Here is an 18,391-nt window from a genome sequence, read left to right as displayed (position 1 = left end):
CGTGTACGAATGTATGCGCCTCTTCCCGTGGCGCTATGTTTCAACAGCCGCGCGGGCATGGTAGCCGGTGTGTGCGATGACGCCGTGAATGCGCGGCGCGCTTCATGCGGAGGGATTGAGCGGCGGCAAGGCCGGTTGTTGTCGCCAGCGCCAGCGGCTGCGCTTCCACTGATGCCTCGCGGCGGCGAGTGCATCGACCAGCAGTCTGGCGGACCAGGGAGTGCCGTTGCCGCCATACAGCGAATCCTGCAGGGCATTCCAGTGATCGCGCAGCGCGGCATCGCCGTAGCGCGCCACCCAGCCGTCGATGCTGTCGGGTGCGCCATCATCGGCGGCTCGCCGCACCCATGCGTCGATGGTTTGCGCCAGCGCGGCCGCTGAGGTCTCGTCGCGGCAACGGCGGACGGCGCGGAACGCGACGGCTTCACGATGGCGCCATTGGAATCGCCACGCCTTCCACCGCTGCCATTGCCGCACACACCACGCCCGGAAGTACCAGGCGAGTGCCACCAACACGGCAAGCGTCAGTATCGCCAACCCCGCATCGCTGGAGAACCATCCGATCAGGCGAGGCATGAAGCCGCGCTGCGGCAACGCAAATCGCGGCTTGTTCGCCGTTCCCCACCAGGCATGGAAATGCACGGCGGGAACGGTGCTCTGGCGCCACTCGTGCGTGCGGCTGTCCATCCAGCGCACGGTGACCGGCGGCAAGGTGTAGCGGCCGCGATGATCGATCACGTAGCTGGCCGTATCCACGCGAGTGCCGCCGACGAATCCGCCGTGGTTGTCCACTGCATCGCGCACCGCCGGTGAGGCCGGGTACAAGCTCAACCCGTCCACCGGCGCGAACGTGATGGGCGGCAACATCATCGCCGGGGCGCCTTCGGCGGACATTTCGATGCGGCGCGTCAGCGTGTCGCCGACATGCAGCCCGCTATCGTCTGGCGTGATGGTCTGGGTGATCTTCAGCGAACGGGCGATCAGTGCCTCGGTGACGCCGGCAGGGAGCGCCAGTGCACGCACCTGCAGCGATAGCGGCTGGGTCTGCAAGGCAACAGGCGTTCGTTGCGCGCCAAGATGGGCGGTGATCTCGAACGATGGTATCGCCACGGTGCCCGACATCAGCGGCGTCATCAGATAGGTGCGCGAGACACCCGACCACGTCTGGCCGTCGATGGTCTCCACCAGATGCCCTGGGGTCTCGGCCGACAAGGACAGATACGCGCCGTCGATGTGCAGCTCCGGCAGCACGGGTGCGTCAATGAAGAAATCCGAGGTCAGTACATCCACCACGATGCGAGCCGTCTCGCCCTGCATCAGGGTACCTGCCGGCTCCTGGTGTACGCGCACCCGCATAGGCGGAGACGGCGTTGGTGCAACTGGCTCGTCGGCATAGGCGGCCACCACGCTCAAACACAGCAGGCATGCCATCAGCCATTTCATGGTGGCGTACCCGCTGCGCTGCTGGCGGGCGCCGGCGCCGGCTGGCCGTCTTCGATGCTGAATTTGCTGCGAAGGAAATCGGCAGGCGACACGCTCAGGTTGCGCATCCACACATCGGCGGGCAGTTGCGAGGGACGCTTGCCCATCACCTGCATGTTGCCTTTGCCCTTGGCGCCCTCCTTGTCCTGCTTGACCTGGTCGGGACGACTCTCGTCGTCCTGATCTTCGGCAGGCACGCTTTCGCGCTGCTTGATCAGCGTCACCATCAGGCGCAGATTGGCTTCGGCATCAGGGAAGGGATGACGCATGCGCAACGCCTCGTCATAGGCTTGCCTGGCTTCCTCATACTCGAACTGGTGGGCATAGCTGTTGCCGGTCATGAACTTCGCGTCTGCCCCCGGCAACGTCTCGAAAATCTTGCGCGCATCGTCCCAGCGACCGTGCTGGTACAGCGCCCAGCCCTTCCAAGTGGGATTCTGGAAATGCTGCGCCGCCTTCTCGAAGTCGCGATGCTCGTAGTACCAGCGGCCTTGCTGATCGGGCGTAAAGAACCAGTCGGCCACGTGCCAGTCCGCCGCCATCGCCGACGAGGGATGCATCGCGAACCCGAAGAAGGCGAGCACGAACACCCAGCGCACCATCCAGCCACGCCGGAACCAGAACAGTGCGATCAGCACCAGGGGATAGCAAAGGAAGTAGCCGTACTCCTTCCAGTGCACGGTCGACTTGTCCTTGACGATCTGCAAGTGATGCACCGCTTCGCGTTGCACCCATTGCATGTCCTCCCCGCCTGAGGTGACGCTGGCCAATGGAATATGCGCCTGCGTAGAGAGTCGCTGCAGCGCTTCATCGTCGAGCTTGGCGTCGATGGGCGCGCCATCCGCGCCGGTCTGGATCCGGCCATTGGGTCCCCGCAACGGCCCGCCCGCGGTGGTGCCCACAGCCAGCATCAAAACCTGTTGCCGCGAATGCTGCCGATGCGCCACGAATGCCGGGATCTGCGCGTCGTCGAAACCACTGGTGAAGAACACGATGGTGCCCGGATCGCTCTCCGCGTTGAGCAGCTTGTCGGCCAGCGTGAGCGCAGCGCCTGCGTTGAGTCCCCTGCCTGCAGGCAGCAAGTCGGTGCTCAATGCCGAGAGAAACATCTCCATCAGTGCCGCATCGTCGGTTGGCGGCAACACCATGTGCGCCGAACTGGTGTAGACGATAAGGCCGGTGCGACCGCCCACGCGCAGGGCCATCAGGTCGCGTACTTTCTGTTTGGCGCGCTCCAGCCGCGTGGGCGAGACATCCATCGCGTTCATTGCCGCCGAAAGATCCATCGCGACGACCAGCGGCGCGCGGTCCTCCGCGAACGGCGGCGACTCCAGCTCCCACGTTGGTCCTGCGCAGGCGATGCTGCCCAGCAGGAGCACCGCGCAGACCAGATGAATGGGACGGGGACGCCAGCGCTCGCTATCGCCCACCACCAGATGCGCCAGCAGATGCGGCGCAATCATGCCTTTCCAGCGCTGCAGCGGATCGTTGCGACGGCCCCACCACCACAGCAGCAACGGCCCTACCGGCAGCAACAGCAGCCATAGCGGTCGGATGAAATGAAAACCCTGTTCCATCTCAGCTCTCCGACGTACCGGGCGACGGGGACATGTCGCGGCGGCGTGCCAGCGGTGCAAACACGCCGAGCATCACCAGGTGATAGGCGATCATCAACAGCAGCGCTGCGCCCAGCGGTACGTAGTAGAGCTTGACCTTCGGTCGGTAGACCGAATGCTTCACCTTGCTTGGTGTCACGCGGTCGAGCAGCGCATAGATGCCGGCCAGCTGTTCGCGGTTTTCGCCGCGAAAACTGCGCCCGCCCGTGGCGCTGGCAATACGCTGGAGCGCGTCCAGATCCACGCGATTCTCGCCTTTGGCCGTCGGATCGCCGATGCCTATGGTGTGGATCACGATATGGCCGGCCTTGGCGATCTCGGCGGCCTTGTCCGCGGGAATGCGGCCCGCCGTATCGTTGCCGTCCGTCAGCAGGATCAGCACCCGTTCGCGCTGCGCGGAATGCTCGGTCATCTTCACGGCCACACCGATGGCATCGCCGATGGCCGTCTGTTCGCCGGCCATGCCCACGCGCAGCTCGTCGAGCAACTCGCGCACGGCCACATGGTCAAGCGACAACGGCGCCTGCGGAAACGCATTGGTGCCGAACACGATCAGGCCGATGCGATCGGTGGTGCGATGCGCGATGAAATCATCGACCACGCCCTTCACAGCACTAAGGCGATCGATGCGCTGTCCCTGCGCATCAAGGAAGTCAGGCGTGGCCATGGAGCCGGACAGATCGATCGCCAGCAGCAGGTCGCGCGCCGATTCCGTACGTTCGATCGGCGGCTCCAGATGCTGCGGCCCGGCCAGGGCCAATACCACCAGCGCCCAGCACAACGGGGCCAGCACGCGGCGCAACCAGTTGCCACGCAACACCACGGCTCCGCGCGCAGGCGTCTGCCCCGTCGCCTTGGTCAGTTCGTCGAAGAACGGCACGCGCACAGCGCGCGTGCGTTCGCCGTACGGCGGCAACAGCCACCACACCAAGAGCGGCAAGGGCAGTAACAGAAGTAGCCAGGGATGCTCAAGCTGCCACATGGTCGTCGATCCAGTGGTGCAGCAGCGCCAGCAAGGCATTGAGATCTTCCTTGCCGATCTCGCCCGTCCCGTAAGCCAGTGCATCGAGCTGACGCCCCGGGCCTTGCACGAAGCCACCCTTCGGATACGTGCGATCGAGATAACGCAGCCACGCTTCGCCGCTGAGCGGCGCCACCTCTTGCCGTGGCGCCCAGGACAGCACCGTGCGCTTGACCAACACGGGAAGCGCGGCCAATGCCTCCTGGCGCGTGGTCGCGTCGTTCGCCGCGCGCCCGATGGCATCCAGCTCAGCCTGCGCTTCGCGCCGATAGCGATTGCGCCGCCACTTGCGCCAACGAAAGAACGCATACCACAGCAAGCCAAGCGCGATCAGCCCGCCAACCACCCAACATCCCGCCGTCTGCGGCATATAGGACACCGGCGGCGGCGCGGGAATGTCCTTGAGATCGGCGATCGAAGCCATCGGCTTGTCGGGAAGTGACAGCACGGCCTACCTCCCACGCAAGGCGAAGCGCCCAAGCATGCGCGCAACCTGCAGCAGCGTGGGTTGTTCGGTATCGATGGCGAGCATGGGTACGCCGCAACGCTGCACCAGTTCCACGGTTTCCTGCAGGCGCTGGTCGAACATGGCACTGAGCGGCTCACGAACCGTCTTGCGGTCGAAATCCAGCTCCACCTGCAGCTCACCCTCGGTGACGACGATCTTGCCGCGATCCGGTATGGCGCGGGCGGAAGGATCGAACACCAGGGCGGCAACGACGTCATTGTGCGTGGCCAGTTCGCGGATCAGCTGCAGCGTTTCTTCGTCCGCACCCAGGAAATCGCTGACGATGAAGACCAGGTAATCGTGCGTCGCCAGATGCAGTGCCGCACGCAGCGCGGCATCCAGCTGCCCGGGATTGATGCGCACCGGATCATCCGCACGCAAGGCCTGGTTGCTTCGCGCCAGCGCGCCAAGCATCGCGAGCACGCGCGCTCGACTGCGATGGGCGCGGATGCTTTGGATACGGTTGTCATCGAACACCACCGCGCCGGCACGGTCGCCGGCCTGGAACGACATCCACGCGCCCAGTGCCGCTAGCTCCGTCGCCACCACCGATTTCATAGCACGGCGCGTGCCGTAGAACATCGAGATGCGCTGGTCCACCACGAACAGCGCGGGGCGGTCCCGTTCCTCCGTGTACGAGCGCACCAGGGCATGACCGACGCGAGAAGACGCCTTCCAGTCCAGATGGCGAAGATCATCGCCCGGCACGTAGGCGCGGATCTCCTCGAAATTGAGGCCGCGTCCGCGCAGGCGCGATGCATGCCTGCCCGCAAGAATGCTGTGATGCGGGCGGTGCGGCGTGGCTCGCAGGCGGCGCGCATCGTATTCCATCCGCGCCAGGTACGAAGGCGTGACGTAGACCGTACCAATGTCGCTATCCGATACCGCTGCCATCGCACCGATCTCCCGCTCAGGCCGGCACGGCCACCAGCTCCAGAATCTTGTCGATCACCTGATCGGCATGGATGCCTTCGGCGCTGGCGTCATAGGAAAGCATCAGGCGATGGCGCAGCACGGGATGCACCATCGCGCGCACGTCGTCGGGCGTGACATGGTCGCGCCCTTCCAGCCACGCATGCACGCGCGAGGTCCGCTCCAGCGCGATGCCACCCCGCGGACTGGAGCCAATCTGGATCCATGTGGCCAAAGTCTTGTCGTAGTTGGCCGGATGACGCGTGGCATCGACCAGGGCCATGATGTACTGCTCGATGGCCGGCGCCACATGCATGGCATGGATCTCGCCGCGCGCTTCGAACACGCTGGCCGGTGCGATACGCGAGTCCTGTTCCGCACCCGCACCATGGGACGCACCCACCTCCTCGCTGCGCACCAGTTCAAGCACGCTGATCTCACTGTCCTTATCGGGATAGTCCACCAGGACCTTCATCAGGAAGCGGTCGAGCTGCGCCTCGGGCAGCGGATACGTTCCTTCCTGCTCGATGGGATTTTGCGTGGCCATCACGATGAACAGGTCCGGCATTTTGTGAGTCGTTCCCGCGACGGTTATCTGGCGCTCCTCCATGGCCTCGAGCAGTGCGGCCTGCACCTTGGCCGGCGCACGGTTGATCTCGTCGGCAAGAATGACGTTGCCGAAGATGGGCCCCGGCTGAAACTGGAATACGTTCTGGCCATCCTTCTGGTGCAGCACTTCGGTACCGGTGATGTCCGAAGGCAGTAGATCAGGCGTGAACTGGATGCGGCGCATCTCGGTATCGAGGTTCTTCGCCATGCTTTTCACCGCGCGCGTCTTGGCCAGGCCTGGCAGGCTTTCGAGCAGCAGATGGCCATTCGCCAGCAGACCTACGATCATCTGCCGGATCAAGTCGCGCTGTCCGATGATGGAGGTTTCCATCTGCGCCTGCAGGCTGGCAACGGCCTCTTTCGCATTCATGTCCACTTGCTCTCCGTCGCACGCCGCATCACGGTCCGCCACTCGCGATCCAGCGGTAGTAGGGGTTCTGGCCGTCCGCCTGCATGACCAGACCGAGGGCTTCCGACCAATGGTCGCGATCGCCCTGATACGCTGCCAACCCTGACCCGTAGAAGGTGAACAGCACGTCGCGCTGGCGATGCATCGCATCGATGAGTTGCGCATCGGCTCCATGCAACGGTGGTTCGGTGCGCAACGTCACCAGTTCCGGCAGCACGCGGACGATCTCGTTGCGCCGCAGCCATGTCCCGTATTCGATGCTCGGGCGATCGTCCGTCACCGCGGGCATGTCACCGGCGTAGCGCTCCAGGCCGGCTCGATCGGTGACCCACGTCGCCAGCAGCGCGGCGGGCGTAGCCACGCCGACGTCACCGAGCGACTGGGCTACGGATGGTTGGTTGAAGCGCTGCGCGATCCGTGTCGCATCCAGTTCGATCGGCTCGTTGGAGCCGACCAGCAGCATTTCGTGCAGCTCGGTTGTCCACAGCGTGGCGTGCGGGAACGCATCCAGGAAGGCGCGCACCATGGCGCGCGAGTCCTCATCGTTCTGCGTGGCGATGGGCCACCATTGCGCAAGGATGCCGCCTGGCGCGAGGCGCCGCGACGCCAGCTGGTAGAAATCGCGTGAGTACAGGTTCACCACGCCGGCAGCCGAAGGCGGCGGCGGTTCCAGCGTGACGACGTCATAGGTCTGCGGGTTGGCGAGCAGTTCGCGGCGCCCGTCGCGCATACGGATATCGAGACCCGGATCGCTGCCCGCCTGATAATTGCCCTTGAATTGCGCAGCGGCATGAACCACCGCAGGCAGCAGTTCGGCGCAGACGCGCGTGGTGAGGCCGGGATACTGCGACAGTGCGCCCGCCGTAATACCCGTGCCGAAACCAATCACCAGCGCCGAATGCGGTTCGCCGCGATGGATGATCAACGGCAACAAGGCCTGCAGGCGCATATAGCGCTGCGAAGGCAGCGTGTCACCCGAGTTGGACACGCCCTGGATATAGAGTCGATGGAAGCGGTTGTCGCCCTGTCCCTGCGCCAGCACCGCCACGGTGCCGCCACGGCTTTCCTCGTAATAGGTCAGCTCGCCGCCGCGCACCTGAGCCAACAACGTGGCGAGTTTCTGCGGCGGCGTCAGCAGGGCCATCACCAAGGTGCACGCGCCCACGGCGACTACGATCCAGCGCGACCGCTCGCGCGATGTCGAGCCGGCGAACACCGCCGTCACGCCAACCACGGCGGCAGCGATGGCAAGCAAAGCGAGCGAACGCACCAGTCCAAAGACCGGCACCAGGACGAAACCCGTCAGTGCCGTGCCGGCAATGCCGCCCAGGGTATTGACGGCCACCGCAAAGCCCACGCCGCGGCCACTGCGTCCCGGTTGCGCACAAAGCCACAGTACTGCCGGAAATGCCGCACCAAGCAGCAGCGTCGGCAACAGCACCACCACGACGGCGGCAACGACGAAGCGCGCGCACATCGCGGCGAGGCGGCTATCGGTGAGGCTCGTCATCACCTTGGCCGCCTGGCTCTGCAGCGCCGGCAACCATTCGCCCAGCACGCTGACCTGCAGCAAGGCCACCAGACCCGCCAGCGCGACAAGTGCTCCGAATACGAACCAGCCGTTGCGTACCCGATCCGCGAAACGGGCATAGATCGCACTGCCCAGCATCAGGCCGAGCAGATAGACGGCGAGCATCATGGCGAATGCGAAGGCACGCGTGGTCATGAACTGCACCACGGTCTGCGACCAGATCACTTCGTAACCCAGTGCGATGCCGCCGGCGATGGCGTAGAGCGCAAGCGCCAGGCGCGCGGAACGAGGCGTTACCGCGGACTCCTGCGTGGCGTCCGCAGGCGCGGCAACGTGATGTCGATCCAGTATCCACGCCACCATCGCCACGAACAGGTTGATCGCTGCCGCGGCCCATGCGCTTCCCTGCACGCCGAGTGCCGGAATCAGCAGGAACGGCGCAGCGAGAACGCCTGCCATCGCACCCGCGGTATTGGCAGCGTAGAGCCCGCCGCCCGTGCCCGCTACGCGGTCGCCAGCGCTGGCACGCACCAGTACGGGCAGCGTGCCACCCATCGCCACTGCAGGCACACCCACCAAGACAAAGGGCAACATCCATGCAAGCCAACCGACCTGCTGCTCCAGCTGTGCGAACAAGGCGGCGCATTGCGGCAGCACCATCGTCGCGCCCACGCCAAGCACGCCAACTGCCACTTCAAGCCACGCATAAAGACGCAACGGATGGGCAAGTCCATCGGCCATGCGCCCCCACCACGCGCCGCCGATGGCGAGTCCCGCGAAGAACGCACTCACCGCAATGGTGACGGCGTAAACCTCCACACCCACCACCAACGAGAGCTGCTTGATCCACAGAAGCTGATACACCAGCGAAGCCGCGCCCGAGCCGAACAGCAGCGCGGCCGACCAACGTGCCGTGGCGGAACCGGTGGTCACGGCCACAAAGGCATGTTTTCCAACGCGTGGAGGCTTCATGGCGGGCATGGATCTCGCGCGGGACGGAGCTGCGTTTGAGTATAGGGAGGAATCCGCATGTGATTCGCTACTTAAGTAAGAATGCCCCGCTTCGACAAAGCGACCGATAGACAACGAAACGCCAGTCTTGCATCGCTGCACCGACTGGCGTTTCCTGCTTCCGTCACGGCGACATCCGTGCCGCCGTCAGATGGAGTTACTTGCCCTGCTTCTGTTCGAGCTGCCGCTTGAGTGCTTCTTCGGCCTGGTCGATGGAGAACGTCGCCGGCGTCTGGCTTGGCGGATAGTCCTTGAACGTGGCCAGCATATTGAACACCCGGCGGTTGCCCTCAAAGAGCAGGTACGCGTTCTCGGCCACCCACTGGTAATACCCGTTGGTCGGACCGATGTCCGCCCGCTCATAGGGATCCATACGCAGGTTGTAAAGCTTGGGCGTACGCAGGCAGTCAAATGGCTCCATCCATATCTGCATGCCGCCTGGCGCCTTCTGCTCGCAGAACACCACCTTCCATGCCGTAGGTCGTTGTGCTCCGTTGCTGTTCATGTCGAAGCGAACGGCGACGACTTCGGCATCGTCATTGAAGTAGAAAAATTCCGTGCGCGGACTCACGTTGGTCTGGCCTGTGAGGTATGGCAGGAAGTTGTAGCCGTCCAAATGCACTTTGAAACTCTTGCCGCCGAAGCTGGCGCCTTTGAGCAACTTGCCGGTGACATCGCCATCACCGGCGGCGGCCACCAGGGTCGGGAACCAGTCGAGACCGGAGATCAGCGCATTGCTCACGGTGTTGGGACGTATGTGGCCCGGCCAGCGGATCATGGCCGGTACGCGGAACGCACCCTCCCAGTTGGAATCCTTTTCGCTGCGGAATGGCGTGCTCGCGGCGTCAGGCCAGGTAAAGAAGTTCGGCCCGTTGTCGGTGGTGAAGATCACGATCGTGTTCTTGGCAATACCGGCGTCGTCCAGGGCCTTGAGCAACTTGCCCACGTTCTGGTCCATTTCCCACATGCCGTCGGCATACATGTCGCCAGCTCCAAGGCCGGCTTTGCCTTCGAACTCCGGCCGCACATGAGTGAAGATGTGCATGCGCGTGAAGTTCATCCAGGTGAAGAACGGCTGGCCGGCCTTGGCCTGTTTCTGGATGTAGGAGATCGCGGCGCCGGTGGTCTCGTCGTCGATGGTCTCCATGCGCTTCTTGGTCATCGGACCGCTGTCTTCGATCTTGCCGTCGGCAAACGTGTGCAGGACGCCGCGGGGGTTATAGACCTTGAGAAAATCCGGATTGTTTTTCGGCCAGTACGGGCGTTCGGGTTCTTCCTCGGCATTGAGGTGATAGAGATTGCCGAAGAATTCGTCGAAGCCGTGCTTGGTGGGGAGGAACCGGTCCTGGTCGCCAAGATGGTTCTTGCCAAACTGCGCCGTGCCGTAGCCCATGCCTTTCAGTACCTGGGCGATGGTGACATTGCCGTCCTGGATGCCCACGGGCGCGCCGGGAACGCCGACTTTCGACATGCCTGTACGCAGCACGTTTTCGCCGGTGATGAAGGTCGACCGCCCGGCCGTGCAACTGTTTTCGGCGTAGTAGTCGGTGAAGATCATGCCTTCCCGCGCGATGCGGTCGATGTTGGGCGTGCGATAGCCCACCAAACCCATCGAATACGCGCTGATGTTCGACTGGCCCACGTCGTCGCCGAAGATCACCAGGATATTGGGCTTGCCGTTGTCCGACTGGTTCTGCTGCTGGTCCTGTGCCGGCGGCTGTGCTTTGGCCGTGGGCGGTTGAATGGTCACGGCTGCCACGACGAGCAATGCCGTCGCGACCACCGTGGTGATCGAAGTCAACAATCTGCTGCGCTGCCACGGGCGAAACATGGGAACCTCCTCATGTGCTTCACGACTGCGCAAGGCAGCCAACGGTGACCACATCGTTCATCCCGCTACGGCGCCTCATGCCCTGCGCCGTCTGTGCGCTACGGCGTTTCAGCGGGATAGATCACTTTCCAATCTTTCTTCATGTCCACCACGGTCCAACCCTTGGACGTGGCCTCATCCAGTGCCTTGTCGAGCTTGCCGACCTTCGATTGACGGTCGTAAGCCCACTCGCGCGCAGCATCGGTGTGGTGCACCAGGCCGGCAAAGCGGGCGCCATCGCCGGATGCCGTCCACTCAAGCATCTGCTGGTCGCCATCGGAATTGCCGAACGCGAAAATCGGCTTGCGTCCGATGGCGCGCTCGATGCCTACCGGTTTTCCCGGGCCGTCGTCGATCAACGCAACCTTGGGAAGCTTGAGCAAGACAGGCTTGCCGTCTTGCATCTCGAACTTCAGCTCACCCTGGCTGCCGATGATCTGTTCCGGCGGAATGCCGTAGACCGGCGTGGCCCAGGCACGCATGAAATCCTGTCCACCGCCGGAGACGATGAAGGTTTTGAAGCCGTTGTCGCGCAGGTAGTGCAACAGCTCCAGCATCGGTTGGTAGACCATCTCGGTGAACACGCGGTGCGTCTTGGGATGCCGTGCCGTGGCCGCCCATTGACTGACCTGCCGCGCGAATTCGTCGCTGGTCATGCCGGCGTGGGTGGCCGCCATCAATTCAGCCGCACCTTTTTCGCCCCCAGCAGCCAGTCCTTTCATATCGCCATCCAGCGCCGACTTGAACGGCTCGGTGGTTTTCCATTCCGGATGCTTGGGCGACTGCGCCTTGACCTGATCCAGCACGAAGAAGACTTCCGAATAGATCGGCTGCTCCGCCCACAGCGTGCCGTCGTTGTCGAATACGGCAATGCGCTGGGCGGGATCGACGAAGTCGGGCGTGCCCGCGGTCGTGACCTTTTTGACGAAGCTCTCGATCTGCTGCTTGGTTGCACCGTCGTTCCAGGAGGGCAAGGGATCCTGAGCAGCCATGCACGTGCTGGCCCATGCCATCGCGCCGAGCAGGCACAGGGCGGCCCACCCATGGGCGAACGACCGGCGTACCGGCGTCGTGCCAGTGCGAATCAAATCGTGCATCCAAGTACTCCCGACATGTTCGATCCATCGCTGTATCAGGCTGCCGCCACCCGAGCTGACGGCCACGAGTCGTGTTGCGCGCGGACCATGCTTGGGGCGCCCGGCGAAGGCGCGACGCGCCAGGTCTCACGGTCGCGAATTTGGACAGGCCTGACAATCCGAGAGACTACCTATGCGGTCTAGGTAAAATTACTCGGTAGATTGCCGATCAAGCACGGCCTGGCGCTTCGCGCTTTCGAGACTCGGCACGCAAGACGTTGGTCGCGTGGTGGCGCCAACCTGCGGCGAGTTGGCGCTGACGTGACACGGGTTCATCCCGAGGTCTGCGATAGTTCCTGCAAGATTCGCAGGCCCTTACGCCTGAGGCTCAACGTCCGGCAACTTCCAGGCCTTGTCGAAGAACGCCTTTTCCGGTCCATAGAAGCGGAACAGCAGTTCGAAGGGACGAGCGGGGTCGGTGGGAACCCAATTGCTCTCTTTCCCTTGCGGTGCCTTGGGGCCAACATAGATATCGACCGAACCATCCGCGTTCGTTTGCAGACCCGGCGTATTCGAACCACGGCTCGCCCAGCGCACGTTTCGGATCAGCGCATGTGTCTCGCCGTCGTACGCCGTCACGGACCAGTAGAGCTTGACCGGTACCTTCGCCGGCACGTGCAGGCGGTAGTTTTTCCCGCCCGCCATACGATTCCCTTGAGCATCCTTGATCGCCAGCAGATAGAACTGCCCGGTGCCCAGGTGTTTGGCGCTGAAATACGCCATGGAGTAAATCACGGCGCGACCATCGATCGGGTAGCTGTCGGGATTGCTGAAGAGGGTCATCATGCCCGCGAGCGTGTCCTGCGCGGCGGGCAACGCCCAATGGGTGTTATCGAAGAACGGCGGGACAAACGCCTGCTCGTAGCCCAGATCGATCGCCGCTTTCGCCTCCAGCGCAGCAGCGTCGAGGGCCTGCTTGGTCTCAACGGAAGGGTTGAACGGTTTTCCCTTCTCGATGCCCAGCGACTTGAGCATGTCGATCATCGCCTTGTCGCGCGTGGCCCACGGCTCGATCTGCACGAAGCGATTCAATGCCTCGAAGAATCGGGTGTCATAAGGGATGGTGGCATCGAACGGCTTGTCGTACACATCCACGAACTTGGTCTCGGCGACGCCAGCCTTGTTCGCCGCAGACCAGGGATAGAACTTGACGCGCTTGCCGTACGCCACGGCCTTTTCGATATCGGCGTCGCTTCCGCTCTTGAGGTTCGAGCGCAGGATCGCAAAACCACGATAAGTATCCGATGGCATCGGGATGTAGCCCGCCGGCACCTTGTCCTTATAGCCCGGCGGAAGAATGAGATATTTGCCGCCCTTGCCCTTGTCGACACCGGCAGGTCCGACATCTTCCAGCGCCGTTTGCCAACTGTCGTCCACGCTGCCGGTAATGGAAGCCCCCTCCTCGGCCGCAGGGATCTCCAGCACGACAGGACCGTTCCTGGTGTCGTAGAACGGCATGAAATAAATGGTGTCGGGATTGGGCGTGAGCGTCTGGTCTTTCCAGTTGACCGGCCGCGACCAATAGGCGACCTGGTTGACACCGCCCTGCAGCTTCTCGAACGCATCCTGCATCAATTGATAGTTGACGGCCGGCATGCCCCAGATCACCGCTTCCGTCGCGCGACGGGCCACGGTGCGCTGCTGGATGTCCTTGGCGCTTGGTGCTTGCGTGGCGCCGGCTTCGGCACACCACGCTGGCAAGGACGCAAGCGCCAACATAGAAGAAATCGCGATCGACAGAAGCAACGCTTTCATGGCCTGGACCCTCGTCATCCAACGAGCTGCGCTTCCATGAGTTTTAGCCTAGCCGACTGGATCCCGCCTCCGTAGTTTTACCTAGCCAGCCAGCGCCGATGGGCCACACATCGACGCGCGCCATCAGTTGAAATAGATGGGATTGCCAACGATCAACAAGCTGCCATCGGCGCCACGCACATTGGTGCGAAGCCAGTGTCGCCTTCCATCGCTGATCCAATAGAACGACAGGGTCTGCTTCGCTCCACGGATGGCCAGATCGTCCTTTGGCTGGAAAGGCTTTCCATCCACGATGATTTCCGCCTGCGCCCGATCCAACGCGTCAGCGTGCATGGTGATGTGAACCGCGCTCCCGGCCGGCGCACTCAGCGCATCGCCCATTTCTGCCGAACGATCGCCCACGGTCGCCACGAGATCGATGGCCCGGTCGCGAGTGCCTTGCACGTCAATGAAAACATGCCCTGCGCGGATCCCATCAAGAATGGCCTTCATCGACAGCTCGCTGGCGTGCACGACTGTCGTCGGCAAGCCGATGGCCATGCTGCCACCAGGAAACGGCAACGCCACCTTCGCATTGTGATTGTCGCTGCCGCCGATCCCGGTGAGGTGGAAGCCCTGGTTGAGCTGCTCCTCCCAGAAGGGAATGCCGGTGTACTTCGGGCTGGTGGCGTCGATGCCGTTGACCGCTTCGATGGCCTGCACCAGATGCATGTCGACCGGCTTGGCTGGCGTCCAGCCGCAGCCCATGCAGGTTTCGTCATTGGGACGGATCGGATGGTTGATGGAGAACACGCCATGCAAGGCGGCGGCCCGCGTCAGCAACGCGTTCCAGTCGGGTACGGACTTGCTGCCCAGGCGAAAATCCAGCGGCTCGGTCGTGCCGAACAAATTCGCATGCCCCTGGAAGGTCGTGACCTCACGTGCCGGCATCAGCAACAGATGATCGAAGTACGGTTGCAATTCGCGGATATCGTTGGCCTGCGACACCGTGTTGTGATCGCTCAGCGCGATGAAGTCGAGCCCGCGCCTGGCGGCGTCTTCCACAGTGAAGACCAGCGGACACGGCGCACGCCCAGCGCCACTCTGCGTCGGACAGCTGCCGTCGCTGTGCGCCCCATGCATGTGCAAGTCGCCGCGATACCAGCCGGCATCCTTGCGCAGAGGCGGGTTAAGCACGGCGGGCAACCACGCCGGATCGCCCGAATGGCCAAACCAGATCTTCGCCGTGTACTCCGCCTTCGACGCAGGGCGGATATTGGGGATGCCCAGCAGCAGCGCCCAGCGTCCCGGCTCAATTGGACCCGGCGCGAATGAGGGCGTCGCATCGACGGCGCCCACGGTGAAGAGCTGCTTGCTGCCGCCCGTCCAACCGCGCAGACCTTGTTGGCCGTGAAAACCAGTGGGATCTTCCAACCCAAGATCGATGGTGGTGTGCTCGGCACGCCCCGTGGATTCAAACTGTACCGTGATGCGATTGACACCCGTCGGCACCTGGAACGGCACCTCGCGATAACTGTGGTTATCGCTACCCATCAACTGACCGTGCAGCACAACATCCGGTGCGCTATCCGTGGCACATGCCACGCCCAGCACGGTCAGCCAAAGCGCTACCAGCGCCAGATACCCATAACGACTACGCCTACTCTCATTCATCGCGTGCTTCCCGAAGCAGAACAACCGTCCCGCGCGCCGCCATGCGGAGCGACGCGCAGGACGTCAAACACCATCAGAACCGGTACATGACCGAGGCGCGGAAGGATCGACCGAGCAGCGGCCGGGCAATGAACACGCTCTTGGTCGCGTCGCTGCTGGCCAGTTCGCCGGCACGCGGGTTGCCTTCGGTCAGGCCCAGCGAGTTGTTGAGGTTGTCGGCATACAGGAAGAACGAGAGCTCCGGCGTCATCTGGTAGCGCGCGCTCAAACCGATGGTGTGGTACTGCGGCAGCACCACCGAGTTGGCCGTGTCCACATAGCGCCGGCCTTCGTACTCGTAGGACATCTGCAGGCGCAGCTTGTCGTCGAGCAGGTTCACGCCCGGCACCACGCGGAAGCTGTTCTTCGGCACGCGGATCAGCTGGTTGTCGTCATAGTCGAGCAAGACCGGTGCGCCTGCCGTCACCGTGGTATAGGTCAGGCCCTTGTACTTGGGATCCTGCACGGTCGCGGTGTATTGCACATCGAAGTACTTGGACGGATAGAAGGTGCCTTCCAGTTCCAGACCATAGGTCTCGGTATCGGCGTAGCCCGTCTGCGGCGTCGACACACCGCTGTTCGGATCGAACACATAGTTGCTGAAGCTGACGTTGTTGTACTTGGTGTAGAACAGGGTGGCGTACGCATCCATGTAGCGGTTGCTGTACTTGTAGCCCATCTCCGGCAGGATCATCGTCTGCGTGATCGGCGTGGCGGTCGGCGTGGTGATGTACGAGCTGAGGTTCGGCAGGCGGAAAGTAGAGGTGTAGCGCGCGAACACGCCCTGGTGCTCGCTGAACTGATAGTTCGCACCCAGCGTCCAGCCCAGCTTGCTGAAGCTGTGGTCGTAGTCCACGAACTGGTCGGTACCGGTAAGGATATTGTTGGTCGCCGGCGTGCCCAGATTCACGTTATGCGACAGCTCGGTCCAGCCCGTGGTGTTCACGCGCTCCCAGCGCGCGCCACCGTCGATGCGCAGCTGGTCGTTGATCTGCCATTCGTCGGACGCATAGAACGCATTGGTGTTGGACGTGCCGCTGGCATGCGCCCACTCATAGCCGTACCCATAGATGCCGTTATTGGTCAGCTTGCCCAGTGCCTTGCCATTGGCATCCACGGCCACCACGTCGAGCAGGCGCGCATTGTCGGTCGCCGTGAGGATGGCGGTGGACGAATAGCGGTCGAAACTCTGGTTGAAGTGCGCGTAGTAGTAGCCGAACGTCACATCGTGCGTCTGGTCGCCGAATTCGAACTTGCGCAGCAGGCGTGTATCACTGGTGAACTCATTCATCGGCATGGTGATGCCGCGCAGACCACCCGTCACGACCAGGCCGTTGTTGGGACTGGCGTTGTAGGCCTGGCCATTGTCCACATACTGCAGCTGCATGCCGGCGGCGTTCGGATAGTACTTCGCCAGCTGCGTCTTGGCCGTGTTGAAGAAATCACCCGTCGTCTGCACGGCGTTCGGATAGACGCCGTTGCGCACCGTATCCGTATCGCTATAACGCAGGTCTTCGGCGATCTTCCAGCCGTCGCCCAGGTTGTAGTCGAACTTCACCGTGAACTGCGTGCGCTTGACCTGCGTACCGAGGCTATTGTCGAAGTTGTAGAGGCTGCCATTGCCCTGGATCATCTGGATGTGTTCGGTTTCCGGGCCGGCCAGCGTGCCGTAGTTGCCATTGAAGCCCGGCACGGCCTGCAGGTCGCCACTGGCATTGCGATACATCGGGATGCCAAGATCAAGCGCGACCTTGTCGTCCAGGCGCTTGATGTCGAAACTCAAACTGCCGTTCTCGAACTGCTTGGACAGCGTAGCGCGCAGCTGGCCACCCTGATCGTTGGTAAAGCCAGGGCTGCGGATGCCGTTGTCCTGGCGATAGAAACCACCGGTGCTCAGCTTCCAGCCGTCGCCGATCGGCGTGCCGTACCAGAAGTCCAGGCGGTTGAGTCCGTAGTTGCCCAAGGTGTACTTCACCAGGCCTTCGGCAGATTCACCGACCTGACGCGGAATGAAGTTGATCGCACCGGCCGGCGCGTTCGAATAGAAAATCGACGACGGACCACCACGCACCACTTCGATGCGATCAATGGTTTCGTCCAGTCGAAACGCCTGGTCCGCGTTGAGATAGCCGAGCGCCGGATCGTGCTGCACGGGAATACCGTCTTCGAGCAGGTTCACCGAACCGAAGCCATCCACCGGGATGCCGCGCGCGCGGATATTGCCGCTCGCTTCGCCTCCGGACGCCTCCACCCAGAAGCCTGGCACCGACTTCAGCGCCTCGGTGACGCTGGTGGGGTTCTGCATGCGCAGGCGATCTTCGTCGATCGTGGTGATCGAGTAGCTGGTCTGTGCCTTGGTGCGTTCATCCACACCCGAGCGCGCCGTCACCACCACTTGATCGAGATCTTTGGTCGTCTTGCCCGTGCCGGACGCGACCGTCGCATCACCCGCCGCTGCAATGCCTGCACTACCGGCCGTCGTCACCGCAGCGGAGGCCGGATTGCCCGCATTGGCTGCCACGTTTCCCGGGACGATCGTCACCGTGTTCGGCGTGACCAGGCGATAGCTCAGGCCGGTGCCTGTGAGCAACTGACGCAGCTGCTGTTCGGGCGCCAAACCGGCATCGGCGCCGGGGCTGCGGATGGTGTCGGAGATCTCCGAACCATAGACCACCTGCATGCCTGCTTCGTGCGAGAAATTCTCCAGCGCCTTGGCCAACGGCATGGCTGCGATGGCAGTGGTGTGCGCCGTGGCGGTAGCTTGGGCGAACGCGGCCAGGGGAAGACTGACGCCGAGTACGAGGGCGATATGTAATGCCAAACGATTGCGCATGAGGAA

General features: G+C 63.1%; 12 protein-coding genes. All 12 read right to left on the bottom strand.

The window, feature by feature from the left end; all coding sequences use genetic code 11:
• Window positions 1-102: 102 nt before the first annotated feature.
• The 12 genes from AC1DMY_RS16155 to AC1DMY_RS16100 all read right to left on the bottom strand — a co-directional run bounded on the left by AC1DMY_RS16155 (window position 103) and on the right by AC1DMY_RS16100 (window position 18,385).
• Window positions 103-1,443, bottom strand: a complete 1,341-nt coding sequence (locus tag AC1DMY_RS16155) for a BatD family protein (RefSeq protein ID WP_477165935.1) — start codon at window positions 1,441-1,443, stop codon at window positions 103-105.
• Window positions 1,440-3,059: a vWA domain-containing protein gene (locus AC1DMY_RS16150; RefSeq protein WP_477165934.1), complete on the bottom strand. Its 1,620-nt coding sequence runs from the start codon at window positions 3,057-3,059 to the stop codon at window positions 1,440-1,442. Before AC1DMY_RS16150 ends, AC1DMY_RS16155 begins: the two co-directional genes overlap by 4 nt.
• Window position 3,060: 1 nt before the next feature.
• Window positions 3,061-4,080 (bottom strand): vWA domain-containing protein, encoded by a 1,020-nt coding sequence (locus tag AC1DMY_RS16145; protein WP_477165933.1) that lies wholly within the window; start codon window positions 4,078-4,080, stop codon window positions 3,061-3,063.
• A complete protein-coding gene (locus tag AC1DMY_RS16140) occupies window positions 4,067-4,567 on the bottom strand; it encodes a DUF4381 domain-containing protein (protein WP_477165932.1) in 501 nt (166 codons plus the stop codon). Before AC1DMY_RS16140 ends, AC1DMY_RS16145 begins: the two co-directional genes overlap by 14 nt.
• Window positions 4,568-4,570: 3 nt before the next feature.
• Window positions 4,571-5,521 carry a DUF58 domain-containing protein gene (locus AC1DMY_RS16135; protein ID WP_477165931.1) on the bottom strand — a complete coding sequence of 317 codons (951 nt, stop codon included), beginning with the start codon at window positions 5,519-5,521 and terminating at the stop codon, window positions 4,571-4,573.
• 16 nt (window positions 5,522-5,537) lie between these two features.
• Window positions 5,538-6,518, bottom strand: coding sequence for an AAA family ATPase (locus AC1DMY_RS16130; protein ID WP_477165930.1), 981 nt, complete (start codon window positions 6,516-6,518; stop codon window positions 5,538-5,540).
• A 28-nt stretch (window positions 6,519-6,546) separates the two neighbouring features.
• A complete protein-coding gene (locus AC1DMY_RS16125) occupies window positions 6,547-9,060 on the bottom strand; it encodes a fused MFS/spermidine synthase (RefSeq protein ID WP_477165929.1) in 2,514 nt (837 codons plus the stop codon).
• Window positions 9,061-9,256: 196 nt separating this feature from the next.
• Entirely contained in the window at window positions 9,257-10,930 is a 1,674-nt protein-coding gene (locus AC1DMY_RS16120) for an arylsulfatase (RefSeq protein ID WP_477165928.1), read from the bottom strand.
• Window positions 10,931-11,028: 98 nt separating this feature from the next.
• A complete protein-coding gene (locus AC1DMY_RS16115) occupies window positions 11,029-12,066 on the bottom strand; it encodes an HAD family hydrolase (RefSeq protein WP_477165927.1) in 1,038 nt (345 codons plus the stop codon).
• Window positions 12,067-12,420: 354 nt separating this feature from the next.
• Window positions 12,421-13,860: a DUF1254 domain-containing protein gene (locus tag AC1DMY_RS16110; RefSeq protein WP_477165926.1), complete on the bottom strand. Its 1,440-nt coding sequence runs from the start codon at window positions 13,858-13,860 to the stop codon at window positions 12,421-12,423.
• A 123-nt stretch (window positions 13,861-13,983) separates the two neighbouring features.
• Window positions 13,984-15,513 (bottom strand): CehA/McbA family metallohydrolase, encoded by a 1,530-nt coding sequence (locus AC1DMY_RS16105; RefSeq protein ID WP_477165925.1) that lies wholly within the window; start codon window positions 15,511-15,513, stop codon window positions 13,984-13,986.
• A 73-nt stretch (window positions 15,514-15,586) separates the two neighbouring features.
• Window positions 15,587-18,385 (bottom strand): TonB-dependent receptor, encoded by a 2,799-nt coding sequence (locus AC1DMY_RS16100; RefSeq protein WP_477165924.1) that lies wholly within the window; start codon window positions 18,383-18,385, stop codon window positions 15,587-15,589.
• Between the last annotated feature and the right edge of the window lie 6 nt (window positions 18,386-18,391).

This window comes from Dyella sp. 01L423, from assembly GCF_056399945.1.
The sequence above is the reverse complement of the archived record's forward strand: the minus strand, read 5'-3'. Positions and strand labels throughout refer to the sequence as shown.